Origin of the sequence: Pacificispira sp., from assembly GCF_965228185.1 — a bacterium.
Taxonomy (GTDB): Bacteria; Pseudomonadota; Alphaproteobacteria; order UBA8366; family Aestuariispiraceae; genus Pacificispira.
Genome location: NZ_CBDDHE010000008.1, coordinates 831,907 through 849,925, shown reverse-complemented (window position 1 = coordinate 849,925; position 18,019 = coordinate 831,907). Strand labels below are relative to the sequence as shown.

The following is an 18,019-nucleotide window of genomic DNA, read 5'->3' as shown; positions in this document are numbered from 1 at the left end:
ACCCGGCCGAAGCGGAAGAGCGAACGGCCATGACCAATGGGGATAAGCTGGATGGCGGCGGCCACGCCGCACGGCGCAATGCCGTCGATGTTCAAGTCGGAGAAAGGCTGCGCGAACGGCGTATGCTGTTGGGTCTCAGTCAGGAGAAGCTGGCGGCGTCGATCGGCCTGACTTTTCAACAGATTCAGAAGTATGAACGGGGCGCGAACCGGATCGGCGCGGGCCGGCTTTATGATCTGTCGCGCCGTCTGGATGTGCCGATCGGCTATTTCTTCGCGGGATTGGGCCCGGAAAAGCCGGTTCATGCGGACAGGTCGGCGCAGATTGATCCGCCGCCGCAGCATCGCCGCGAGAGCGCCGATCTGATCCGCGCCTATTACCGGATTGAAGACCCCAAAATGCGTGCCTGTATGGTGGAGTTGTGCCGCGCGATGGCGCGCGCGGCGCGCCCGTCCCGATCGCCGGACGGCCTAGTATTGACGTAGTGGAAAAACCCCCGTAACTAACCGCCCGCCCTTGCGCCCGCGGCGCGGATCAGCCCAAATGCCCGCGGTGCTGATCTGCCAACCCATGAGACTGACCCTAGGGGGGACTACCAGTATGGCCAATTCGTTCCTGTTCACGAGTGAATCCGTATCCGAAGGTCACCCTGACAAGGTCTGCGATCGCATTTCCGACGAAGTCGTCGATCTGTTCCTGGCTGCCGATCCCGGCGCCCGCGTCGCGTGCGAAACGCTGACGACGACGAACCGGATCGTGATTGCCGGCGAAGTGCGCGGTCCGGAAAGCGTCGTGGCCAACGGCGAAGTGAACAAGGAAAAGATCGAAGCCCTGGCCCGCGCCGCCGTGAAGGATATCGGCTATGCCCAGGACGGCTTCCATCACGACCATGCCGAAGTCCAGATCTACCTGCATGCCCAGTCCCAGGATATCGCGGTTGGCGTCGACGCCGCCGGGAACAAGGACGAGGGCGCGGGCGACCAGGGGCTGATGTTCGGCCATGCCCGCCGTGAGACGGATGTGCTGATGCCGGCGGCGATCCAGTATTCGCACGACATTCTGAAAAGCTTGGCCGAATTCCGCCACAGCGACCCGAACAGCGGCCTGGGCCCGGATTCGAAGAGCCAGGTGACCCTGAAATACGAAGACGGCAAGCCGGTCGGCGTTACCTCGGTCGTCGTTTCGACCCAGCACGATGCCGGTTTGGAACAGCCGCAAGTGCGCGAAATCGTCCGCCCGCATGTCGAAAAAGTCCTGCCGAAAGGCTGGTTCCCGTCGGAAGACGAGTTCTATGTCAACCCGACCGGCCGTTTCGTGATCGGCGGTCCGGACGGCGACGCCGGCCTGACCGGCCGCAAGATCATCGTCGACACCTATGGCGGCGCGGCCCCGCATGGCGGCGGCGCGTTCTCCGGCAAGGATCCGACGAAGGTCGACCGCTCGGCCGCCTATGCCGCGCGCTATGTCGCCAAGAACATCGTAGCCGCCGACCTGGCCGACAAATGCACGATCCAGGTCGCCTATGCGATCGGCGTGTCCAAGCCGCTGTCGCTGCTGGTCGACACCCACGGCACCGGCCGCGTGTCCGAGGACAAGCTGGTGAAGGCCGTCAGCGAGGTCATCGACCTGTCGCCGCGCGGCATTCGCGAGCACCTGAATCTGTCCCGCCCGATCTACGCGCCGAGCGCGGCCTATGGCCATTTCGGCCGCCAGCCGACCGACGAGGGTCATTTCAGCTGGGAGCGCACCGACCTGGTCGAAGCGCTGAAAGCCGCCCTGACCTGATTTTAGGGCCTGATAGCAAGGGAGGCCGGCCCCGGATTTCCGGGCCGGTCCGCGCCGGACATGAGCCACGAATGGTCGGATGCCAGTCGTCCGAAGTTTTTCGGCCGCCGCAGGGGCCGTTCGCTCAACCCGACGCAACAGCGGATTCTGGACGATAAACTGCCCGGCCTGTCGGTCGACCCCGATGCCCTGCCCGCCGATCCGTCGGATTTGTTCGACGTTGAAATCCGCGATCTTTGGTTGGAAGTCGGGTTCGGTTCGGGCGAACATCTGGTCGGCCAGGCCGGTAATCACGCGGACATCGGTTTTCTGGGCTGCGAACCGTTTATCAACGGCGTTGCCAAGATGGTGCGCGATGCCGATGCGGCGGGCCTGCGCAATGTAAAGATCCTCGCGGATGATGCGCGGCTGCTGCTGGATGCGCTGCCGGATGCCTGCCTGGGCCGCGCCTATGTCCTGTTCCCCGATCCCTGGCCCAAGAAGCGGCATCGCCCGCGCCGGTTTGTCGGTCCGGACAACCTGCCCCGCCTTGCCCGGCTGTTGCGGCCCGGTGCCGAATTGCGCTGTGCCACCGATCATCCTGACTATCTCGACTGGATGCTGTATCATGTCGGCCGCAGCGCCGCGTTCGAATGGCTGGCGGAAGGTCCGAAGGATTGGCGCGACCGCTGGGACGATCATATCCCGACGCGCTATGAGACGAAGGCTTTGGCCGGCCGACCCTCCTATCTGCGTTTCCGGCGGGTCTGACGGACCGGGTCTTGAATTGCCGGGCCGTTTGGCGTATGTAGCGCGCAGTAACTTTCATTGTATCGCCTCATCCTATGGGAGCGATGGATGGGGGTGGGCTGCGGCCCGCCCTTTTTTGTTGGCAACGGAAGACTGAATGACGCTCGAAAAGCGTATCGCGGATATGATTTCACCTGCCCTGGAAGATATGGGTTTCGGGGTGGTCCGCATTCGCTTGTCAGGCTCGCAGCGCGTCACCCTGCAGATCATGGCCGACCGTCTGGACGAAACGCCGATCACGGTCGAAGATTGCGCCGATATCAGCCGTGCCGTCTCCGCCATTCTGGATGTGGAAGACCCGATCGACCGCGCCTACGCGCTGGAAGTCAGCTCCCCCGGTATCGACCGGCCGCTGACCCGTCCGCGCGATTTTGAGCGCTTCGCCGGGTTTGAAGTAAAGATCGAACTGGACCAGATCATGGACGGGCGCCGCCGCTTCCGGGGCATCCTGGGCGGCATCGACGGCAATGCGGTCACGATCGAAACCGACACCGCGGAGTTCCAGATCCCGTTCGAGGCGATCCGGGATGCGAAACTGGTCCTGACCGACGCGCTGATCGAGGCGAGCCGCGCCGCCGCCGACGGTCAGGAAGGAACGGCGGAGGGATCCGCGGTCTGAACCCGCGCCCACCGCAACGAATTTTGACGGACTGATAGTCATAAGGACGTGAATACGATGGAAGGCATCACGATCACCCGCACCGACATGCTCGCCGTGGCCGACGCCGTGGCGCGCGAAAAGGGGATCGAGCGCGAGCTCGTGCTGGAGGCGATGGAACAGGCCATTCAGAAGGCCGGCCGTTCCAAATACGGCATGGAGCACGACATCCGGGCGGCCATCGACCGCAAGACCGGTGAGATCGTCCTGGCCCGCTATATCGAGGTCGTCGAGCCCGACGCCCTGGAAGACGAGGTCAAGCAGGTCACCGTGGAACGCGCGCGCCGCAAGAAGCCGGATGCCGTCGTCGGCGACTTCCTGGTCGACCGCCTGCCGCCGATCGATTTCGGCCGTATCGCCGCCCAGACCGCCAAGCAGGTCATCGTCCAGAAGGTCCGCGAAGCCGAACGCGAGCGTCAGTACGAAGAGTACAAGGACCGCGCCGGCGAGATCGTGAACGGCCTTGTGAAACGCGTCGAATACGGCAACGTCACGGTCGATCTGGGTCGTGCCGAAGCGGTGCTGCGCCGCGACGAGATCATCCCGCGCGAACATTTCAAGCGCGGCGACCGCGTGCGCGCCTTCATCTACGACGTGCGCCGCGAGCCGAAGGGCCCGCAAATCTTCCTGTCGCGCACCCGGCCGGAATTCATGGCCATGCTGTTCGCTCAGGAAGTGCCGGAAATCTATGACGGCATCATCGAAATCAAGAAGGTCGCCCGCGACCCGGGCAGCCGCGCCAAGATCGCCGTCCTGTCCAATGACGGCTCGATCGATCCGGTCGGGGCCTGCGTCGGCATGCGCGGCAGCCGCGTCCAGGCCGTCGTCGCCGAACTGCAGGGCGAGAAGATCGACATCATCTCCTGGCGCGATGAGGATGCGGCCTTCGTGGTGAACGCCCTGGCCCCGGCTGAGGTGACCAAGGTCGTCATGGACCCCGACACCAACACGATCGAAGTCGTGGTGCCGGACGAACAGCTGTCGCTGGCCATCGGCCGCCGCGGTCAGAATGTGCGCCTGGCGTCGATGCTGACCGGCTGGAACATCGACATCATGACCGAGGAACAGGAGTCGGAGAAGCGTCAGCGCGAATTCGCCGAACGCTCCGAACTGTTCATGGAAGCGCTGGATGTCGACGACATGATCGCCCAGCTTCTGGTGACGGAAGGTTTCACCTCGGTCGAGGAAGTCGCCTATGTCCCGACCGACGAACTGGCGGCGATCGAAGGCTTTGACGAGGACGTGGCCGAGGCGCTGTCCGAGCGCGCCAACAGCCACCTGGACGAACAGAACCGGTTGCTGGAGGAAAAGCGGAAGGAACTGGGCGTCGAGGATGCGCTGGCCGAGTTCACCGGCTTCTCCAACAAGCTGCTGATCAAGCTGGGCGAGAATGAAATCTGCACGGTTGAGGATTTCGCCGGCCTGGCGGCCGACGAGCTGACCGATCCGGCGGACGGCATTCTGCGTGGCGAAGATCTGAGTGAGGAGGGCGCGACCCTGATGGTCATGAATGCCCGCGTCGCCGCTGGCTGGATCACCCAGGAAGAATTGGACGCCATGTTGGCGGCGGACGAGGAAGCCTCCGAGGAGGAAGGCGAGACGGCCTGAACGGAACGGCCTTAACAGGACGGGCGGGGTAGGACGCGATGGCGGAACCGGAAGACCCGGACCTGCCGGACCTGGCGACCGACGACGGGACGGCTTCGGCGGGCCGCGAACCGATCCGCCGCTGTCTCGCCACCGGTGAGCGCCGACCCCGGGAAGCGCTGATCCGCTTCGTTCTTGGTCCCGACGGCGTGCTTGTCCCGGATTTGGCGGCAAAGCTGCCGGGACGCGGAATGTGGTTGAGCGCCGATCCGCGAAGCATTAAGACGGCGCTGGATCGGAAGCTGTTCGCCCGCGCGGCGCGGGCGGCGGTGACGGCGCCGCCGGATTTGGCCGACCGAGTGGCCGATTTGCTGGCGCGGCGCTGTATCGAAACCGTTTCCCTGGCGCGGCGCGCCGGAGAGGCGGTCTGCGGGTTCGAAAAGACCCGCGCGGCCCTGAAGGGCGATCCCGGCGCGGCGGTCCTGCTGCAGGCCTCCGACGGCGCCGAGGACGGCCGGGCCAAGCTGGCCGCGCTGGCCGGCGGAGCGGTACCGGTGGTCGCGGTGCTGAACGCCGCGGAGCTGGGCGAGGCGTTCGGCCGGGACATGGCCGTACACGCGGCGCTGGCGCCGGGCGGTCTGAGCCGCCGCTTCCTGACGGAAGCCGGGCGGTTGACAGGTTTTAGAGAGACGGCGGCCGGCATGGGTCGGCCAGTCGGAAAGGACGATGGATGAGCGACGGAACTTCTAAGAGCGGCGGCAAGCTTTCACTCGGGAAACCGGGCAAGCTGAGCCTGTCCAAGACGGTCGAAAGCGGCCAGGTGCGGCAGAGCTTCAGTCACGGCCGTTCCAAGACCGTGATCGTCGAGACGAAGAGCCGGCGTTCCTTCGAACGGACCGATGGCGGCGACATGAAGGCCGTCAAGGGCGGCGCCGCGCGTCGTCCGGCCCAGGAAGGCAACAAGCTGGTCGCGGAAAATCCGCTGGACGGCCTGTCCGAAACCGAACGCCAGGCCCGCCTGCGCGCGCTGGAAGGCGCCGCGAAGGAAGAAGAGCGCCGCAAGATCGAGGCCGAAGAGGCCGAGCGCCGCGCCGAGGAAGCACGCCGTCGCAAGGCCGAAGAGGAAGAGGCCCGCCGCAAGGCCGAGGAAGAGGCTGCCCGCCGCGAGGCCGAGGAAGCGGAACAGAAAACCGCCGAAGCCGCCAGCGCCCCGGAAGTCAAGGAAGAGCCGGCCCAGGCCGAAGCGCCGGCGGCTGCCGAGGAAATTCCGCTGCCGCCGTCCGAGAAGCCTGACGCCGCGCGCGCCAAGGCCAAGGTCGAAGCGCCGGTGGATCCGGCCGCTGCCGACAAGGACAAGAAAAACAAGGGCACCATGCGCCTGCGGGGCGAACCGCGCCGCCGTCAGGGCAAGCTGACCATTACGCAGGCCCTGGAAGACGATGACGGCGAAAGCCGGGGCCGTTCGATGGCCGCTTTGCGCCGGGCGCGCGAGCGGGAGAAACAACAGAACCGCGAACGTCTGTCGCGCGGGGAGAAAGTCGTGCGTGAAGTAACCATTCCGGAAGCCATCACTGTCGGCGATCTGGCCAACCGTATGGCCGAACGGGCGCCGGACGTGATCAAGGCGCTGATGAAGATGGGCGTCATGGCGGCCGTCAACCAGGCGATCGACGCCGATACCGCCGAATTGGTGGTGGAGGAGTTCGGCCACCGCGTGAAACGCGTGTCGGAAGCCGATGTCGAAGACGTTCTGGTGAAGCCCGAAGTGCCGGAAGGCGAAGGCGTGCCGCGCGCGCCGGTCGTCACCGTGATGGGCCATGTCGACCACGGCAAGACGTCGCTGTTGGACGCGTTGCGCGCGACCGATGTCGCGGCGGGCGAGGCCGGCGGGATCACCCAGCATATCGGTGCCTATCAGGTCACGATGACGTCGGGCGACACGATCACCTTCCTGGACACGCCCGGCCACGCGGCCTTCACGTCGATGCGTCAGCGCGGTGCGCAGGTGACCGACATCGTCGTGCTGGTCATTGCCGCCGATGACGGGATCCAGCCGCAGACGGTGGAAGCGATCAACCACGCCAAGGCGGCCGAAGTGCCGATCATCGTCGCGGTCAACAAGATCGACAAGGAAGGCGCCGATCCGACCCGCGCCAAGACCCAGCTTCTGGAACACGAATTGGTGCCCGAAGACATGGGTGGCGATGTGATCTGCATCGAGGTTTCGGCCCTGAAGCGGCTCAATCTCGATGCGCTGGAAGAGGCGATCCTGCTGCAGGCGGAAATCCTGGAACTGAAGGCCGATCCGGCTGCCCCGGCACGCGGCGCGGTTGTCGAAGCCAAGCTGGAAAAGGGCCGCGGCTCCGTCGCGACCGTCCTGGTGCAAAGCGGGACCCTGAAGGTCGGCGACATCTTCGTTGCCGGTCAGGAATGGGGCCGTGTCCGTGCGCTGCTGGACGATAAGGGCCGCCCGGTCGAACAGGCCGGTCCGTCGGTTCCGGTCGAGGTGCTGGGCATGCAGGGAACGCCTCAGGCGGGCGACGAATTCGTCGTTCTGACCGACGAATCCAAGGCCCGCGAAATTGCCGATTACCGCCAGCGCAAGGCGCGCGAGGCGCAGTTCACCATCGCCGGCCGCGGCACGCTGGAACAGATGTTCGAGAAGGTCAAAGCGGGTGAGGCGGAGCAGCTTCCGGTCGTCGTCAAAACCGACGTCCAGGGCTCGCTGGAGGCCATCACCGCGGCGCTGGACAAGCTGGCGACCGACGAGGTGAAGATCCGTGTCCTGCACGGCGCCGTCGGCGGCATCACCGAATCCGACGTGACGCTGGCGTCCTCGACCGGCGGCGTGATCGTCGGCTTCAACGTCCGCGCCAACCCCCAGGCCCGCGATCATGCGCGCCGCGACGGGGTGGATATCCGCTATTACTCGATCATCTACGATCTGATCGACGACATGAAGGCGGTCCTGTCGGGGATGCTGGCGCCGGAAGAGCGCGAGGAATTCCTGGGCTATGCCGAGATCCGCGACGTCTTCGCGATCACCAAGGTCGGCAAGGTCGCGGGTTGCATGATCACCGACGGCGAAGTCCGCCGCGGCGCCAAGGTGCGCCTGCTGCGCGACGATACGGTGATCTACGAAGGGTCGCTGAAACAGCTCAAGCGCTTCAAGGACGACGTCCGCGAGGTCAAGCAGGGCTATGAATGCGGTATGGCCTTCGAAAACTACGACGATATCAAGGTCGGCGACGTGGTCGAATGCTTCGACGTGCAGTCGGTGAAGCGCGAGCTGTAGTCGCCGTTCCGGACCAAGGCGAGGGAGTCCGGGTGTGAGTGACAAAGAACCATCGCAGCGTCAGTTGCGTGTCGGAGAGCAGATCCGGCACGCGCTGTCGCGTATTCTGGCCCGGGGCGAGTTGCGCGACCCGGCCCTGACCAATGTGCCGATCACCGTCTCGGAAGTGCGCTGTACGCCGGATCTGAAGACCGCGACGGCCTATGTCCTGCCGCTGGGCGGGCAGAATGTGGATGAAGTCATCTCGGCGTTGAAACGCGCCGGGGCCTTCCTGCGCGGTCAGGTCGCCCGCGAAGTCCGCCTGAAATACACGCCGGGCCTGCGCTTCATGGCCGACGATTCCTTCGACGAAGCGAACCGTATCGATACGCTGCTGCGGCGTCCGGAAGTCGTGCGCGATCTGCGCCCCGGTGCGGCAAACGACCCGGACGAGGACGACGACGATCCCGCCCGCAGCGCCGGCGACGACTGACCCATCGACGGCTTTCTATCACGGATAGAAAACTAAAGACGCCGAGAATAGACCGTTCATTAACGTTTCGTTAACCCCGGACTGCGACTTTACCACCCGAGTGTGGGGAGCCTTAGGAGGCTCCAGTGTTGCGCAATTCTGGTCGTGTCGTCGTATTTGCAGCTTCCCTGCTTGCAATAGCCATTGCATTGGCCGTTTGGGGCATGTTCTTCGCGCGCGGGATCACCGATAGCAGCGCGCCTGTCGTCGATTCCGATGCATCGCGCTTGGTGAGTGCGATGGCCGAACTGGATGGCAATGTCCGTCAGGCGGCTCTGTGGCGCGGCATGGATAATTGGGGCACGACCGCCAATCCGGCGTTTCTGGAAGCGATCGAGCTGGACCTGGAGCGTCTGACCCATCTTGTCGATGTCTTGCGCCGGCACCTCCCCCAAGATGACCAAAGCCCGTCCATTGAACCTTTGGAGGCTTTGGTTGCGGCGTATCGCAAGCAATTGGCCGATATAGAGGCCGATCCGGATGCCTATGACGCGTCACGCGCCGCATCCGAAACCGCACGGTCCGTCACCGCCGCGCGTGCCACCTTGCTGCGTCTGAAGGAATGGCGGGATAAGGTCGAGGCGGACAATACCCCTAGATCAGAGGTAATCGGCACGGATGGGGTGGCCATCCTCGGTTTGCTGCTTCTGGCAGCACTGACGACGATAGCACTGGCCGGTGCCTTCTGGCTGCGACGTGAGTTCCGCACCCATGAAACAACCAGCAACGCCCTCGCCCTGTCAGATGCGGTTTTCGATAACTCGCCGGACGCAATGTTGTGGATCTCCGCCAGCGGGGAGGTCTTGCGGGCCAATCAGCAGGCGTCGGCCCTGTTCGGTTACGAGCCCGCCGTTCTGCGCGGCACAAAGATTGAAGCGCTGATGCCCCCCAGGTTCCGCGAAGGGCATGCCGACCTTCGGGACGGCTATCTGCGCCGCCCAGCACCGCGTCGCATGGGATCCGGCAAGGATCTATACATCCTCAACAGTTCGGGACATGAAGTGCCGGTGGATATCGCGCTCAGTCATATCGACCGGGGGCCGAACTCGGTCGTCATGGTATCGATCCGCGATGTGGCCGATCAGCGCAAGATGCAGGAGGGGCTGAAGGACGCGCGGGTCGCGGCGGACCGTGCTAACCGCTCGAAATCCGCCTTCCTGGCGAATATGAGTCACGAGATCCGCACTCCGCTGACCGCGGTCCTGGGCATGGCGGATATTCTGGATTCTACAGAGCTCACCGACGATCAACGGCACTATGTTTCGACGATCCGCCAGTCGGGCAAGCATCTTGCCGGTCTGCTGGACGACATTCTGGATCTGTCGAAACTGGAGGCCGGTCGACTGGTTCTGCGCTCAGAGCCTGTAGATTTCGATGTCCTGTTGAACAGCATCAAGACCATGTTCGGACCGGCGGCGCGGGCCAAATCGGTGGCACTGACGGTCGATCCCTTCAGTCCCCCGGCGGGAATGGCGATCCAAGGCGATATGCTGCGTCTACGTCAGATCGCCTACAATCTCGTTGGTAACGCCGTAAAATTCACCGATACCGGCAAGGTCGCGGTCAGTTTTACCCTGACGCGTGACGCGGATCGGGAGGACAATGGATGGTTAACGCTTAGCGTGCGAGATACCGGCATTGGAGTCCCCAAGGAAAAGGCGGAATCGATCTTCCTGCCTTTCATGCAGGCCGATAATGATGAAAATCGGCGGTTTCAGGGCACCGGGCTGGGTCTGGCCATTTGTTCCCGTCTGATCGACCAGATGGGCGGCCGTATCACATTGGAAAGTGAGCCGGGTCAGGGCAGCCATTTCCTGGTCGAAGTACCGCTGACGTTGATCCGGGATGAAGAGAAAACACCCAAAGAGACCGCGGCGCGTCATGACAAGCCGGTCGTGCCTGCGGAGCGGATCAAGGGCTTGCGCATCCTGGCGGCCGACGACAATCCCGTAAACCGGATGCTGATCGTCAGCATGTTGTCCGCAAAAGGATTCGCCGTTACCATCGCCGAAGACGGTGCCGAAGCACTAGCCCGCTTCCGCGAAGATCATTTTGATGTCGTATTATTAGACATTCATATGCCGGTCATGGATGGCATGGAAACCCTGAAGGCGATCCGTGCCAGCGACGAGGGTCGCAATCTGCCCGTCATCGCGCTGACCGCCGATGTCATGTTTGGCAGCGTGGTGGAATATCAGAAGGCGGGATTCAACGACTGTGTCGCCAAACCAATCGACTGGAACGTTCTGGTGGACGCGATCGGCCAGGTCTATGCCATGTCAGGCCGGGCCGAGGGGGCAGGGGTGCAATGAAAAACCCCCGCCGAAGGGCGGGGGCTCGTCATTGAAACGCCGTCTATCAATCGATCAGACGTGCTGGTTCAGCCAGCTTTCCAGATCGCTTTTCTTCGCGGCGCCGACCTTGGTGCCGACGACCTGGCCGTCCTTGAACAGCATCAGGGTCGGGATGCCGCGCACGCCGTATTTCGACGGGGTCAGCGGGTTGCTGTCGATGTCCAGCTTGGCGACCGTCAGTTTGCCCTGCATGTCGCCGGAAATTTCATCCAATGCCGGGGCGATGGCCTTACACGGACCGCACCAGTCGGCCCAATAGTCGACCAGGACCGGTCCGTCGGCCTGAAGTACTTTCGATTCGAATTCGTCGTCGGTGACGTTGACCGTACTCATGGCGTAACTCCTTTGCCCGTCATGGACGGTGTCTACCCCGTCGGCGGGTCGGGTGGTTGTGGCTTCCGATTGTCAGGTGCCCCGTATCGCTGATCCGAATCTAGGCAGGGGAGGATTCGGAATCAAGCGTGGGCGTCCATCAGCGTGTCCGGCAGGGGCACAAGACGGGGCGTTTCGGTGAAAACCAGCGCACAGCGGATGGGGCGGTCCGGATAGATTTGCCGCAGAATCGCCCGGTATCCCGCCATTTGCGCGAGATAGGCGGCCGGCACGCGTTCCGGGTCCGCCGGTGCCGGACGCAGCGTTTTATAGTCGAGGACAAGGATCTCATTCCCCCGGATCAAAAGCCGGTCGACCTGTCCGGAAACCGCAAATGGCCCGGTCGATTCGCCGGGCCGCTCGATCAGACCCGCAAGCGGCACCTCGGCGCGGCTTCCCGGTCCGAACAACGGCGCAAAGGCCGGGTGTTCAAGGACACCGAATGTCTCGTCCCGCAATTGTGCCTGCTGCGCCGCGCTCAGGCCGTGGGCGGGCATGGCGAGGTATCGGGCGGCGGCATCGTTCCGCCGCGCCGGGGGCAGGTCCGGCAGGGTCTGCAACAGCCGGTGCACCAAAGTCCCCCGCTTGAAACGCAGCGGATCCCCATCATCCAACGGCGATCGGACCGGCGGATCGGCGGTATCCGGCCGGCTGGGCGCCAAGGGCTTAGGCGGGGACGGTTCGCCGGGGGGCGGCGCGGTCAGCCATCCCGGTGCGCCGGGGCTATCCGTCACCGCCTCCGGCGCGACCATCGCGACGGCAGCGGCCTCGCCCGTCTCGTAAACCAGAGCCTCCGCCTGCCATTCCGGGACCGGGGAGATCGCGGTTTGGCGCGTATCCTTCAGCCGTTCCAACCCGCTTGTCACAAGATCGTACCAGTTCCCTTCCGCCGGTTTCTGGCGGGCTAGGCGGCCGGTCACGATCAGGCGGGATTCCGCCCGGGTCATCGCGACATAGAGAAGCCGCCGGTACTCCCGTTCGACCGCGTCCTTCTCCGCCTCCTTCAACTCGGCGGCAACGGTCTCCTCATACCGGGCGGAGGGCGTCCAGATGGGCAGCGCCCCGCCCTGCGGCCTGGGCAGCCAGCGCAACGGCGCGCTGCGGGCGCCGCTTTTGGTCAGGGCGTCCGGCAGAATGACAATGGGTGCCTGAAGACCCTTTGCGCCATGCACGGTCATGATGCGGATCTCGTCCCGCGCCTCGGTTTCCAGGTCGCGCTTCAGCTCGGTATTGCCGCGCGCGAACCAGGACAGGAAGCCTTCCAGCGTTGGTGTGCGTTTGACGTCGTGGTCGAGGGCGAGGCTCAGAAACTCCTCCAGCGGGTCCTCGACCTCCGCGCCCAGCCGGGCGACCAGGGCCTGCCGCCCGGTATAGACCGCCTCGTCCGCCGCCATGCGGCCCGGCCCCGGACAGGGCGACAGCAGCGCGCGCTGGAACAGCTCATATGGCGGCAGCCTGTCCGTGGCCTGCAGCAACCCGTCGAACCAATCCGCCGCCGCGCCGAAACGTGGGTCGTCCAGCCGCATCCGGCTCAGGCTCTGCCACAGGCTGGCCGATCCCCGGCCATGGGCGATCCGGAACAGATCGTCGTCGTCGAAACCGACGAAGGGCGATTTCAGCACGCAGGCCAGGGTCAGATCGTCCTGGGGCAACAGCAGCGCGCGCGCCAGTGCCAGCAGGTCCATGACCGCAATCTGTTCGGTCAGGGCGATGCGGTCGACCCCGGCGACGGGTATGTCCAGCCGTTTCAGTTCGCGGACCAGCGCATCGATCAGTTCGGTACGTTTCTGCAGCAGGAACAGGATATCGCCGGCCCGGATCGGCCGGCCCTCGGATTCCAACAAGGTGCCGCTGTTCAGCCAGTCCCGGACCGTCGCGGCCAGTCCCGCCGCCAGAATCTGTGTCGCGTCGGCGCCGGGGGTCCCGGTGGCGTCCGGCGGGGCGAAGGGGTCGATCTCCGCCGCATCGCCGGGTGCGGTCGGCGTCCAGGCTTCCACACGGCCGCGCAATTGGGCCTTCTTTGCGAAGGCGTAATGGCGCAGAGGCGGTTCGTCCGGCCCCACGACGCCAATGCTGGCGGGCGGTTGGGCGAAAGTCGCGTCAACGGCGTCCAGCACCGCCTGAACGGAGCGGAAGGACACTTCCATCGGGACGGGGCGGATTGTGGTGCCGCCGGATTCGGCAGTTTGAGACAGGCTGTCGCGCCAGGCGCGATAGCCTTCCGGATCGGCGCCCTGGAAACTGTAGATCGATTGCTTGGCATCGCCGACCACGAACAAGGTGCGTTGCTCGCCGGCGCCGGAGAAAAACTCGCCGATCAATGCGTCGACGATGCGGCGCTGCTCGCCGCTGGTATCCTGCGCCTCGTCGATCAGCAGATGCGACAGGCCGCCATCCAGCTTGAACAGGACCCAGGGCACATTGTCGCGGGTCAGTAGCGCGCCTGTCTTCTGGATCAGATCGTCGTAATCCAGCCGCGCGGTCGCCCGCTTGTAATCCTCATAGGCGCGCAGGACTGCCGCGCCCAGCCGCAACAGCGCCTCGCTGGCCCGGGCCGTGCCCTGACGCCGGATCCGTGCATCGACGGCCAGCAGACGCTCCTGCTCCGCGGTCACCGCCTGGGCGCTGTCCGGGCTCGCCTCCACGACTTTCTTGACCAGGATGCGGGTGTTCGGCGTGCCCTTGTCGGTGATGAAGGCGCGGAAGTAACGGTCGAATGTCGCGATCCGGGTTTCCGGGCCGCCGTTCAGCCAGGCCTCGATGACGGGCCATCGCTCCTCATTCGCCTTGCCGCCGAAATCGCGCAGCACCGCCACGACCCGGCGTAGGGCCGCGCCGTCCAAGGCCCCGTCAGCACAGGCCTCGGCGACAATACTCGCCTCGTCCAGCTCCGGTTCCGCCCCCAGGGCTTCGTAAAGACTGGCGATCGCCCCGTCGACGCCGCCGCATTGGCGCAAGGTTTCGGCCAGCCAGGCCCGGCGGCGGGACATTTCGCCCATCAGGTCGGAGAACCCGCTTTCCACCGCGCGGGCCGTGATCTGTTCCAGCGCGGCGCCCAGCGGTCCGCCGGCCAGGGCTGCACGCAGGACCGTCTCCTGCGCCAGGTCCATTGCTTCCGATGCCTGGCGTTCGTCCATGGCCTCGAAATTGGGGGCGACGCGCGCCTCCAATGGGAACCGGCCCAGAACCGACTGACAGAAGGAATGGATGGTACGGATGCGCAACCCGCCGGGCAGGTCCAGAACCTGGGCGAACAGGCGCCGGGCGCGGTTCATCTTCTCCGGCGTGACACGGCCGCCATCCAGGCGCCGGATGGCGTTCTCCAGCTCGGCATCGCTCAACCGCGTCCATTGCGACAGGCGGCGGTGAATGCGGTTGGCCATCTCAGACGCCGCCGCCTTGGTGAAGGTGACGCACAGCAAGCCGTCCGGCGCGGCCCCGTCGACCAGCAACGCCAGCACCCGGTCCGTCAGGACCTTGGTCTTGCCGCTGCCGGCGCTGGCCGCGACCCAGACGCTGGCCTTGGGATCGGCGGCCCGGCGTTGGATCAGGTCGGGATCGGGTTTCGGGGCAGTGGCCGCGTCGCTCATGCGCTCTCCTCCCCGCCTGCCGTGCCCAGCGACCATTCCTTGATCCGTGCCAGATGGGCGTAATCGTTGAACCGGGGCGCCAGCTCGGCGCGGGGGACGGCCGGATAGGGCGTCGTCTCCAACTCATAGGCCTGGACCAGGGCGGTCAGCTTCTCCGCAACTGCTTCGGCCAGCGCGTCCGCGTCCAGCTTGCCGTCGGTCTGGATGCTGCCGGGCGGGTCGCCGCCGCTGAGCTTCCAATACGACAATTCGACCACCGGACCGGGTGCCACGCCGGGGAAGCCGCCGGCTTTCAGGATCGCGGCCTCCAGCGGCAATTGCGGCGCGGTCAGGTCGGCGACGGATTTCTTCGACGGCACGAACCCGGTCTTGTAGTCCAGGATGGCATAGCCGCCCGTCTGGAAAAGATCGATGCGGTCGGCCTCGGCGGACAGGGTGAATGCGCCCCGGGCGGTCGGGATCTTCAGGCTGCCCTTGATTTCGGTATGGCTGGCGGCCAGTCGCGCGCGCCGCGCCGCTTCCTGGGCCAGGAACCATTGGGCGATGCGGATGTAGCGCGGCCACCAGAAGGCCTTCACCGCCGGATTGGCCAGGACCTGGGCGCCGAAGGCCTCCTCCCCGAAAGCGAGAAGCCGCGCCTCCGCATCGTCGGGCAGGGTGTCCGGATAGGCCTTGGTGAAGGCGTCGAGGGCGCGGTGAATGATGGTGCCCTTGTCCGCCGCACCCAGATCGGCCTCCAGCGGGTCCAACACGTCCAGGCGCAAGACATACTGGGCATAGATCGAATAGGGGTCGCGCATCAGAAGCTCGATCCGCGTCGCCGACAGGCGGGACGGGCGGGCATCGGCGGGCGGGGTCGGGGCCGGGCGGGCAAGCACCGGGAGACGGTCCCGCCGGTCCAGGTCTTTCTGCCAGGACAGGCGCAAGGCCGACCGGCCGTTGTTCTTGGGCAGGCGACCCTCCAGGCCCAACCGTTCGGTCAGGGTCGCCAGACGCTCCAGCCATCGGGCGGGGACGGTCTGCTGCCCGCCGCTTTTCTCCGCGCGCAGCAGCACCACTTCCGGCGCGCCGCAGGCCTGTGCGAAGTCATGGGCGGCCAGGCCGATCCGGCGTTCATGGGCGGGCAGGCCGAAATCGCGCCGCATCGCCCGGGACATCCAGGGGTCGTCGCCAGGTTCCGGCGGCCAGATCCCTTCGTTCAGCCCGGCCAGGACGAAGCGGTCGGCATGCTGAAGCCGCGCCTCCAGCGGGCCCAGAATGGCCAGCCGTGGATGGGCGCCGTGGCGCGGCCGCACAGTCTTGCCCTGCATCAGCGCGTCGATCAGCGCGACATAATCGCCGGACCCGACCGGCCCCAGCAAACCGCCATGGGGAATCAGGTCATGGATGAAGTCGGCCAGCGCCTCGCCATCGTCGTCGCGCCAGACGGAATCCGCGCCGGGCCGGTCCTCGCGCGCGGCCAGGTTCTCCGCCGCGCGGATATGGGCCGTCAGAACCTGGTCGAACGGCGCGCGCCCTGTGGTCAGCAGGTCGGTCAGCGGCGACAGGGCGGCATCGATGGCATCGGTCAGGCGCGCCGCATCGTCCAGAATCTCCGCCGCCGGGCCGTGCGGGTCGGTGCGGCGGGCTTCGATCGCGCGGCGCAGTCCGTCGGCGCCCCCGGACGGTTTCGGGCCGCGCAGGCAGGCGATTTCCAGATTGCGGACCGCCCGGCGCATGTCCTTCGGCCGGCCGCCCAGTGCCGCCATCGGATGTTTCAACAGGGCCAGCAGGGCGACGGGGCTCAACCGCGCCGCCACCGCCTCAGCCGTCAGGCGAAAGAACCGCCCGGCCTCGGTCTGGGACAGGGGCCGGCCGGCGGAATCGTCGATCCGGACCCCCCAGCGGTCCAATTGGGCGGCGACCCGGCGCGCCAGCATCCGGTCCGGCGTGACCAGGGCGGCGGTCTTGCCGGGCACCTCCAGCACCTCGCGCAGGCATTGCGCGGCCAGTTCCGCCTCCGCCGCGGGGGAGGGCGCGGCCAGCCATTCGACCCCGTCGTAGGCAGCGGGATCGATCCGGTCCAGGCTTCGCCATCGGTCGGTCGTCTCCGCCGGACGCAGCGCCTCGGCGATCAGACGGGTCCGGGCGGCCCGTTGCGGCGGCGTGTCTTCCGTGCCGGTCCATTCGGCCACGGCGTAGCGACCCGCGCCCAGCTTCTCTAGCAATAGCGCCAAACCGAATTGGGGATGGGTCGGATCGCGCCGGACGGCGGGCCAGTCCTCCTCCGCCAGAACCCGATCCAGCCCGGGCAGAACCACGGCGCCATTCGGTAGTTGCGAGACCGTAACGATCAGTTCCGCCGTGGCCGGGATGGACCCTGTGGAGCCGGCGACGATGACCGGATGCGCCGGCGGCGCGTCACGCCAGGCCTGGGCCTGGGCCCGCATCAGGCGGCTGCGCCGTTCCGCCGGATCGATCTCGCCGGATGCGGCAAGATAGGCCGGCCATTCGCTGCGCAGGATGTTCAGGAAGACGACGGTCTGTGCCCAATGGTCGGCATATTCCTCCGGCACCAGGGATTCCAGATTGTCGAGGGTCAGCCCCTCCGTCTGGACCTGATCCAGCAGCCGTGCCAGTTCCTTGGCGAGCAACAACGCCTGATCCGGCCCGATCTCGTCCAGGGCCGGGTCCGCCTTGGCCTGGGCGTTGCGCAGGGCCTTCACCAACTCGGTCAGACGCAGCACCCGCTCCGTCGTCGAAATTGCCGGCGGCAGGTCCACCAGATCCGCCAATGCGCCGGATTCGTCGCCCGGTGCGGTCAGGACCAGTTCCTCCTCGTCGACCTCGCCGATCGGCCGCATCCGCGGCAACAGCATGGCCTTACCGCCGGTCTGCCGTAAAAAGGCCTCCCGCAGCGACCGGCAGGCGCGGCGCGTCGGCAGCAGGATCACATAATCGGACAAGGCGAGGGGGTCCGCCGCCGTACGGGCCAGAAGCCCCTCGGCCAGCGCGTCGACGAAGGGCCGCCAGGACGGGATGGAATAAAGCTGGGTCACGGTGTCGAGACTAACGGCAATTCGCGCGGGTCGCCAAGCG

General features: G+C 65.8%; 12 protein-coding genes. 9 read left to right on the top strand and 3 right to left on the bottom strand.

Annotation, left to right across the window (positions count from 1 at the left end; translation table 11 throughout):
• The first annotated feature begins 29 nt into the window (after window positions 1-29).
• The 9 genes from ACO06O_RS18810 (at window position 30) to ACO06O_RS18770 (ending at window position 10,937) form a co-directional block, all read left to right on the top strand.
• A complete protein-coding gene (locus tag ACO06O_RS18810) occupies window positions 30-485 on the top strand; it encodes a helix-turn-helix domain-containing protein (RefSeq protein WP_421883348.1) in 456 nt (151 codons plus the stop codon).
• Between the two features lie 115 nt (window positions 486-600).
• Window positions 601-1,785, top strand: a complete 1,185-nt coding sequence (gene metK, locus ACO06O_RS18805; protein ID WP_420419104.1) for a methionine adenosyltransferase — start codon at window positions 601-603, stop codon at window positions 1,783-1,785.
• Between the two features lie 60 nt (window positions 1,786-1,845).
• Window positions 1,846-2,535, top strand: a complete 690-nt coding sequence (trmB, locus tag ACO06O_RS18800) for a tRNA (guanine(46)-N(7))-methyltransferase TrmB (RefSeq protein ID WP_421883345.1) — start codon at window positions 1,846-1,848, stop codon at window positions 2,533-2,535.
• Between the two features lie 136 nt (window positions 2,536-2,671).
• The gene (gene rimP / locus ACO06O_RS18795) at window positions 2,672-3,193 is read left to right on the top strand and encodes a ribosome maturation factor RimP (RefSeq protein ID WP_421883343.1); all 522 of its coding nucleotides are present in this window, start codon (window positions 2,672-2,674) and stop codon (window positions 3,191-3,193) included.
• Between the two features lie 57 nt (window positions 3,194-3,250).
• The gene (nusA, locus tag ACO06O_RS18790; protein ID WP_421883341.1) at window positions 3,251-4,840 is read left to right on the top strand and encodes a transcription termination factor NusA; all 1,590 of its coding nucleotides are present in this window, start codon (window positions 3,251-3,253) and stop codon (window positions 4,838-4,840) included.
• Window positions 4,841-4,878: 38 nt separating this feature from the next.
• On the top strand, window positions 4,879-5,553 hold the full coding sequence (locus ACO06O_RS18785; RefSeq protein WP_421883338.1) for an RNA-binding protein: 675 nt from the start codon (window positions 4,879-4,881) through the stop codon (window positions 5,551-5,553).
• Complete coding sequence (gene infB / locus ACO06O_RS18780) at window positions 5,550-8,114, top strand: translation initiation factor IF-2 (protein WP_421883335.1); 2,565 nt, start codon at window positions 5,550-5,552, stop codon at window positions 8,112-8,114. Before ACO06O_RS18785 ends, infB begins: the two co-directional genes overlap by 4 nt.
• 34 nt (window positions 8,115-8,148) lie before the next feature.
• Window positions 8,149-8,586: a 30S ribosome-binding factor RbfA gene (gene rbfA / locus ACO06O_RS18775; protein WP_421883332.1), complete on the top strand. Its 438-nt coding sequence runs from the start codon at window positions 8,149-8,151 to the stop codon at window positions 8,584-8,586.
• A gap of 125 nt (window positions 8,587-8,711) precedes the next feature.
• Window positions 8,712-10,937 (top strand): ATP-binding protein, encoded by a 2,226-nt coding sequence (locus ACO06O_RS18770; protein WP_421883329.1) that lies wholly within the window; start codon window positions 8,712-8,714, stop codon window positions 10,935-10,937.
• A gap of 54 nt (window positions 10,938-10,991) precedes the next feature.
• Here ACO06O_RS18770 and trxA read toward each other — a convergent pair whose 3' ends face one another.
• The 3 genes from trxA to addB form a co-directional block, all read right to left on the bottom strand.
• Window positions 10,992-11,312, bottom strand: a complete 321-nt coding sequence (gene trxA / locus ACO06O_RS18765; RefSeq protein ID WP_421883326.1) for a thioredoxin TrxA — start codon at window positions 11,310-11,312, stop codon at window positions 10,992-10,994.
• A 122-nt stretch (window positions 11,313-11,434) separates the two neighbouring features.
• The gene (gene addA / locus ACO06O_RS18760) at window positions 11,435-14,941 is read right to left on the bottom strand and encodes a double-strand break repair helicase AddA (protein WP_421883322.1); all 3,507 of its coding nucleotides are present in this window, start codon (window positions 14,939-14,941) and stop codon (window positions 11,435-11,437) included.
• Window positions 14,938-17,979 (bottom strand): double-strand break repair protein AddB, encoded by a 3,042-nt coding sequence (gene addB, locus ACO06O_RS18755; RefSeq protein WP_421883319.1) that lies wholly within the window; start codon window positions 17,977-17,979, stop codon window positions 14,938-14,940. The genes addA and addB overlap by 4 nt, the downstream gene beginning before the upstream one ends.
• Window positions 17,980-18,019 lie beyond the last annotated feature (40 nt).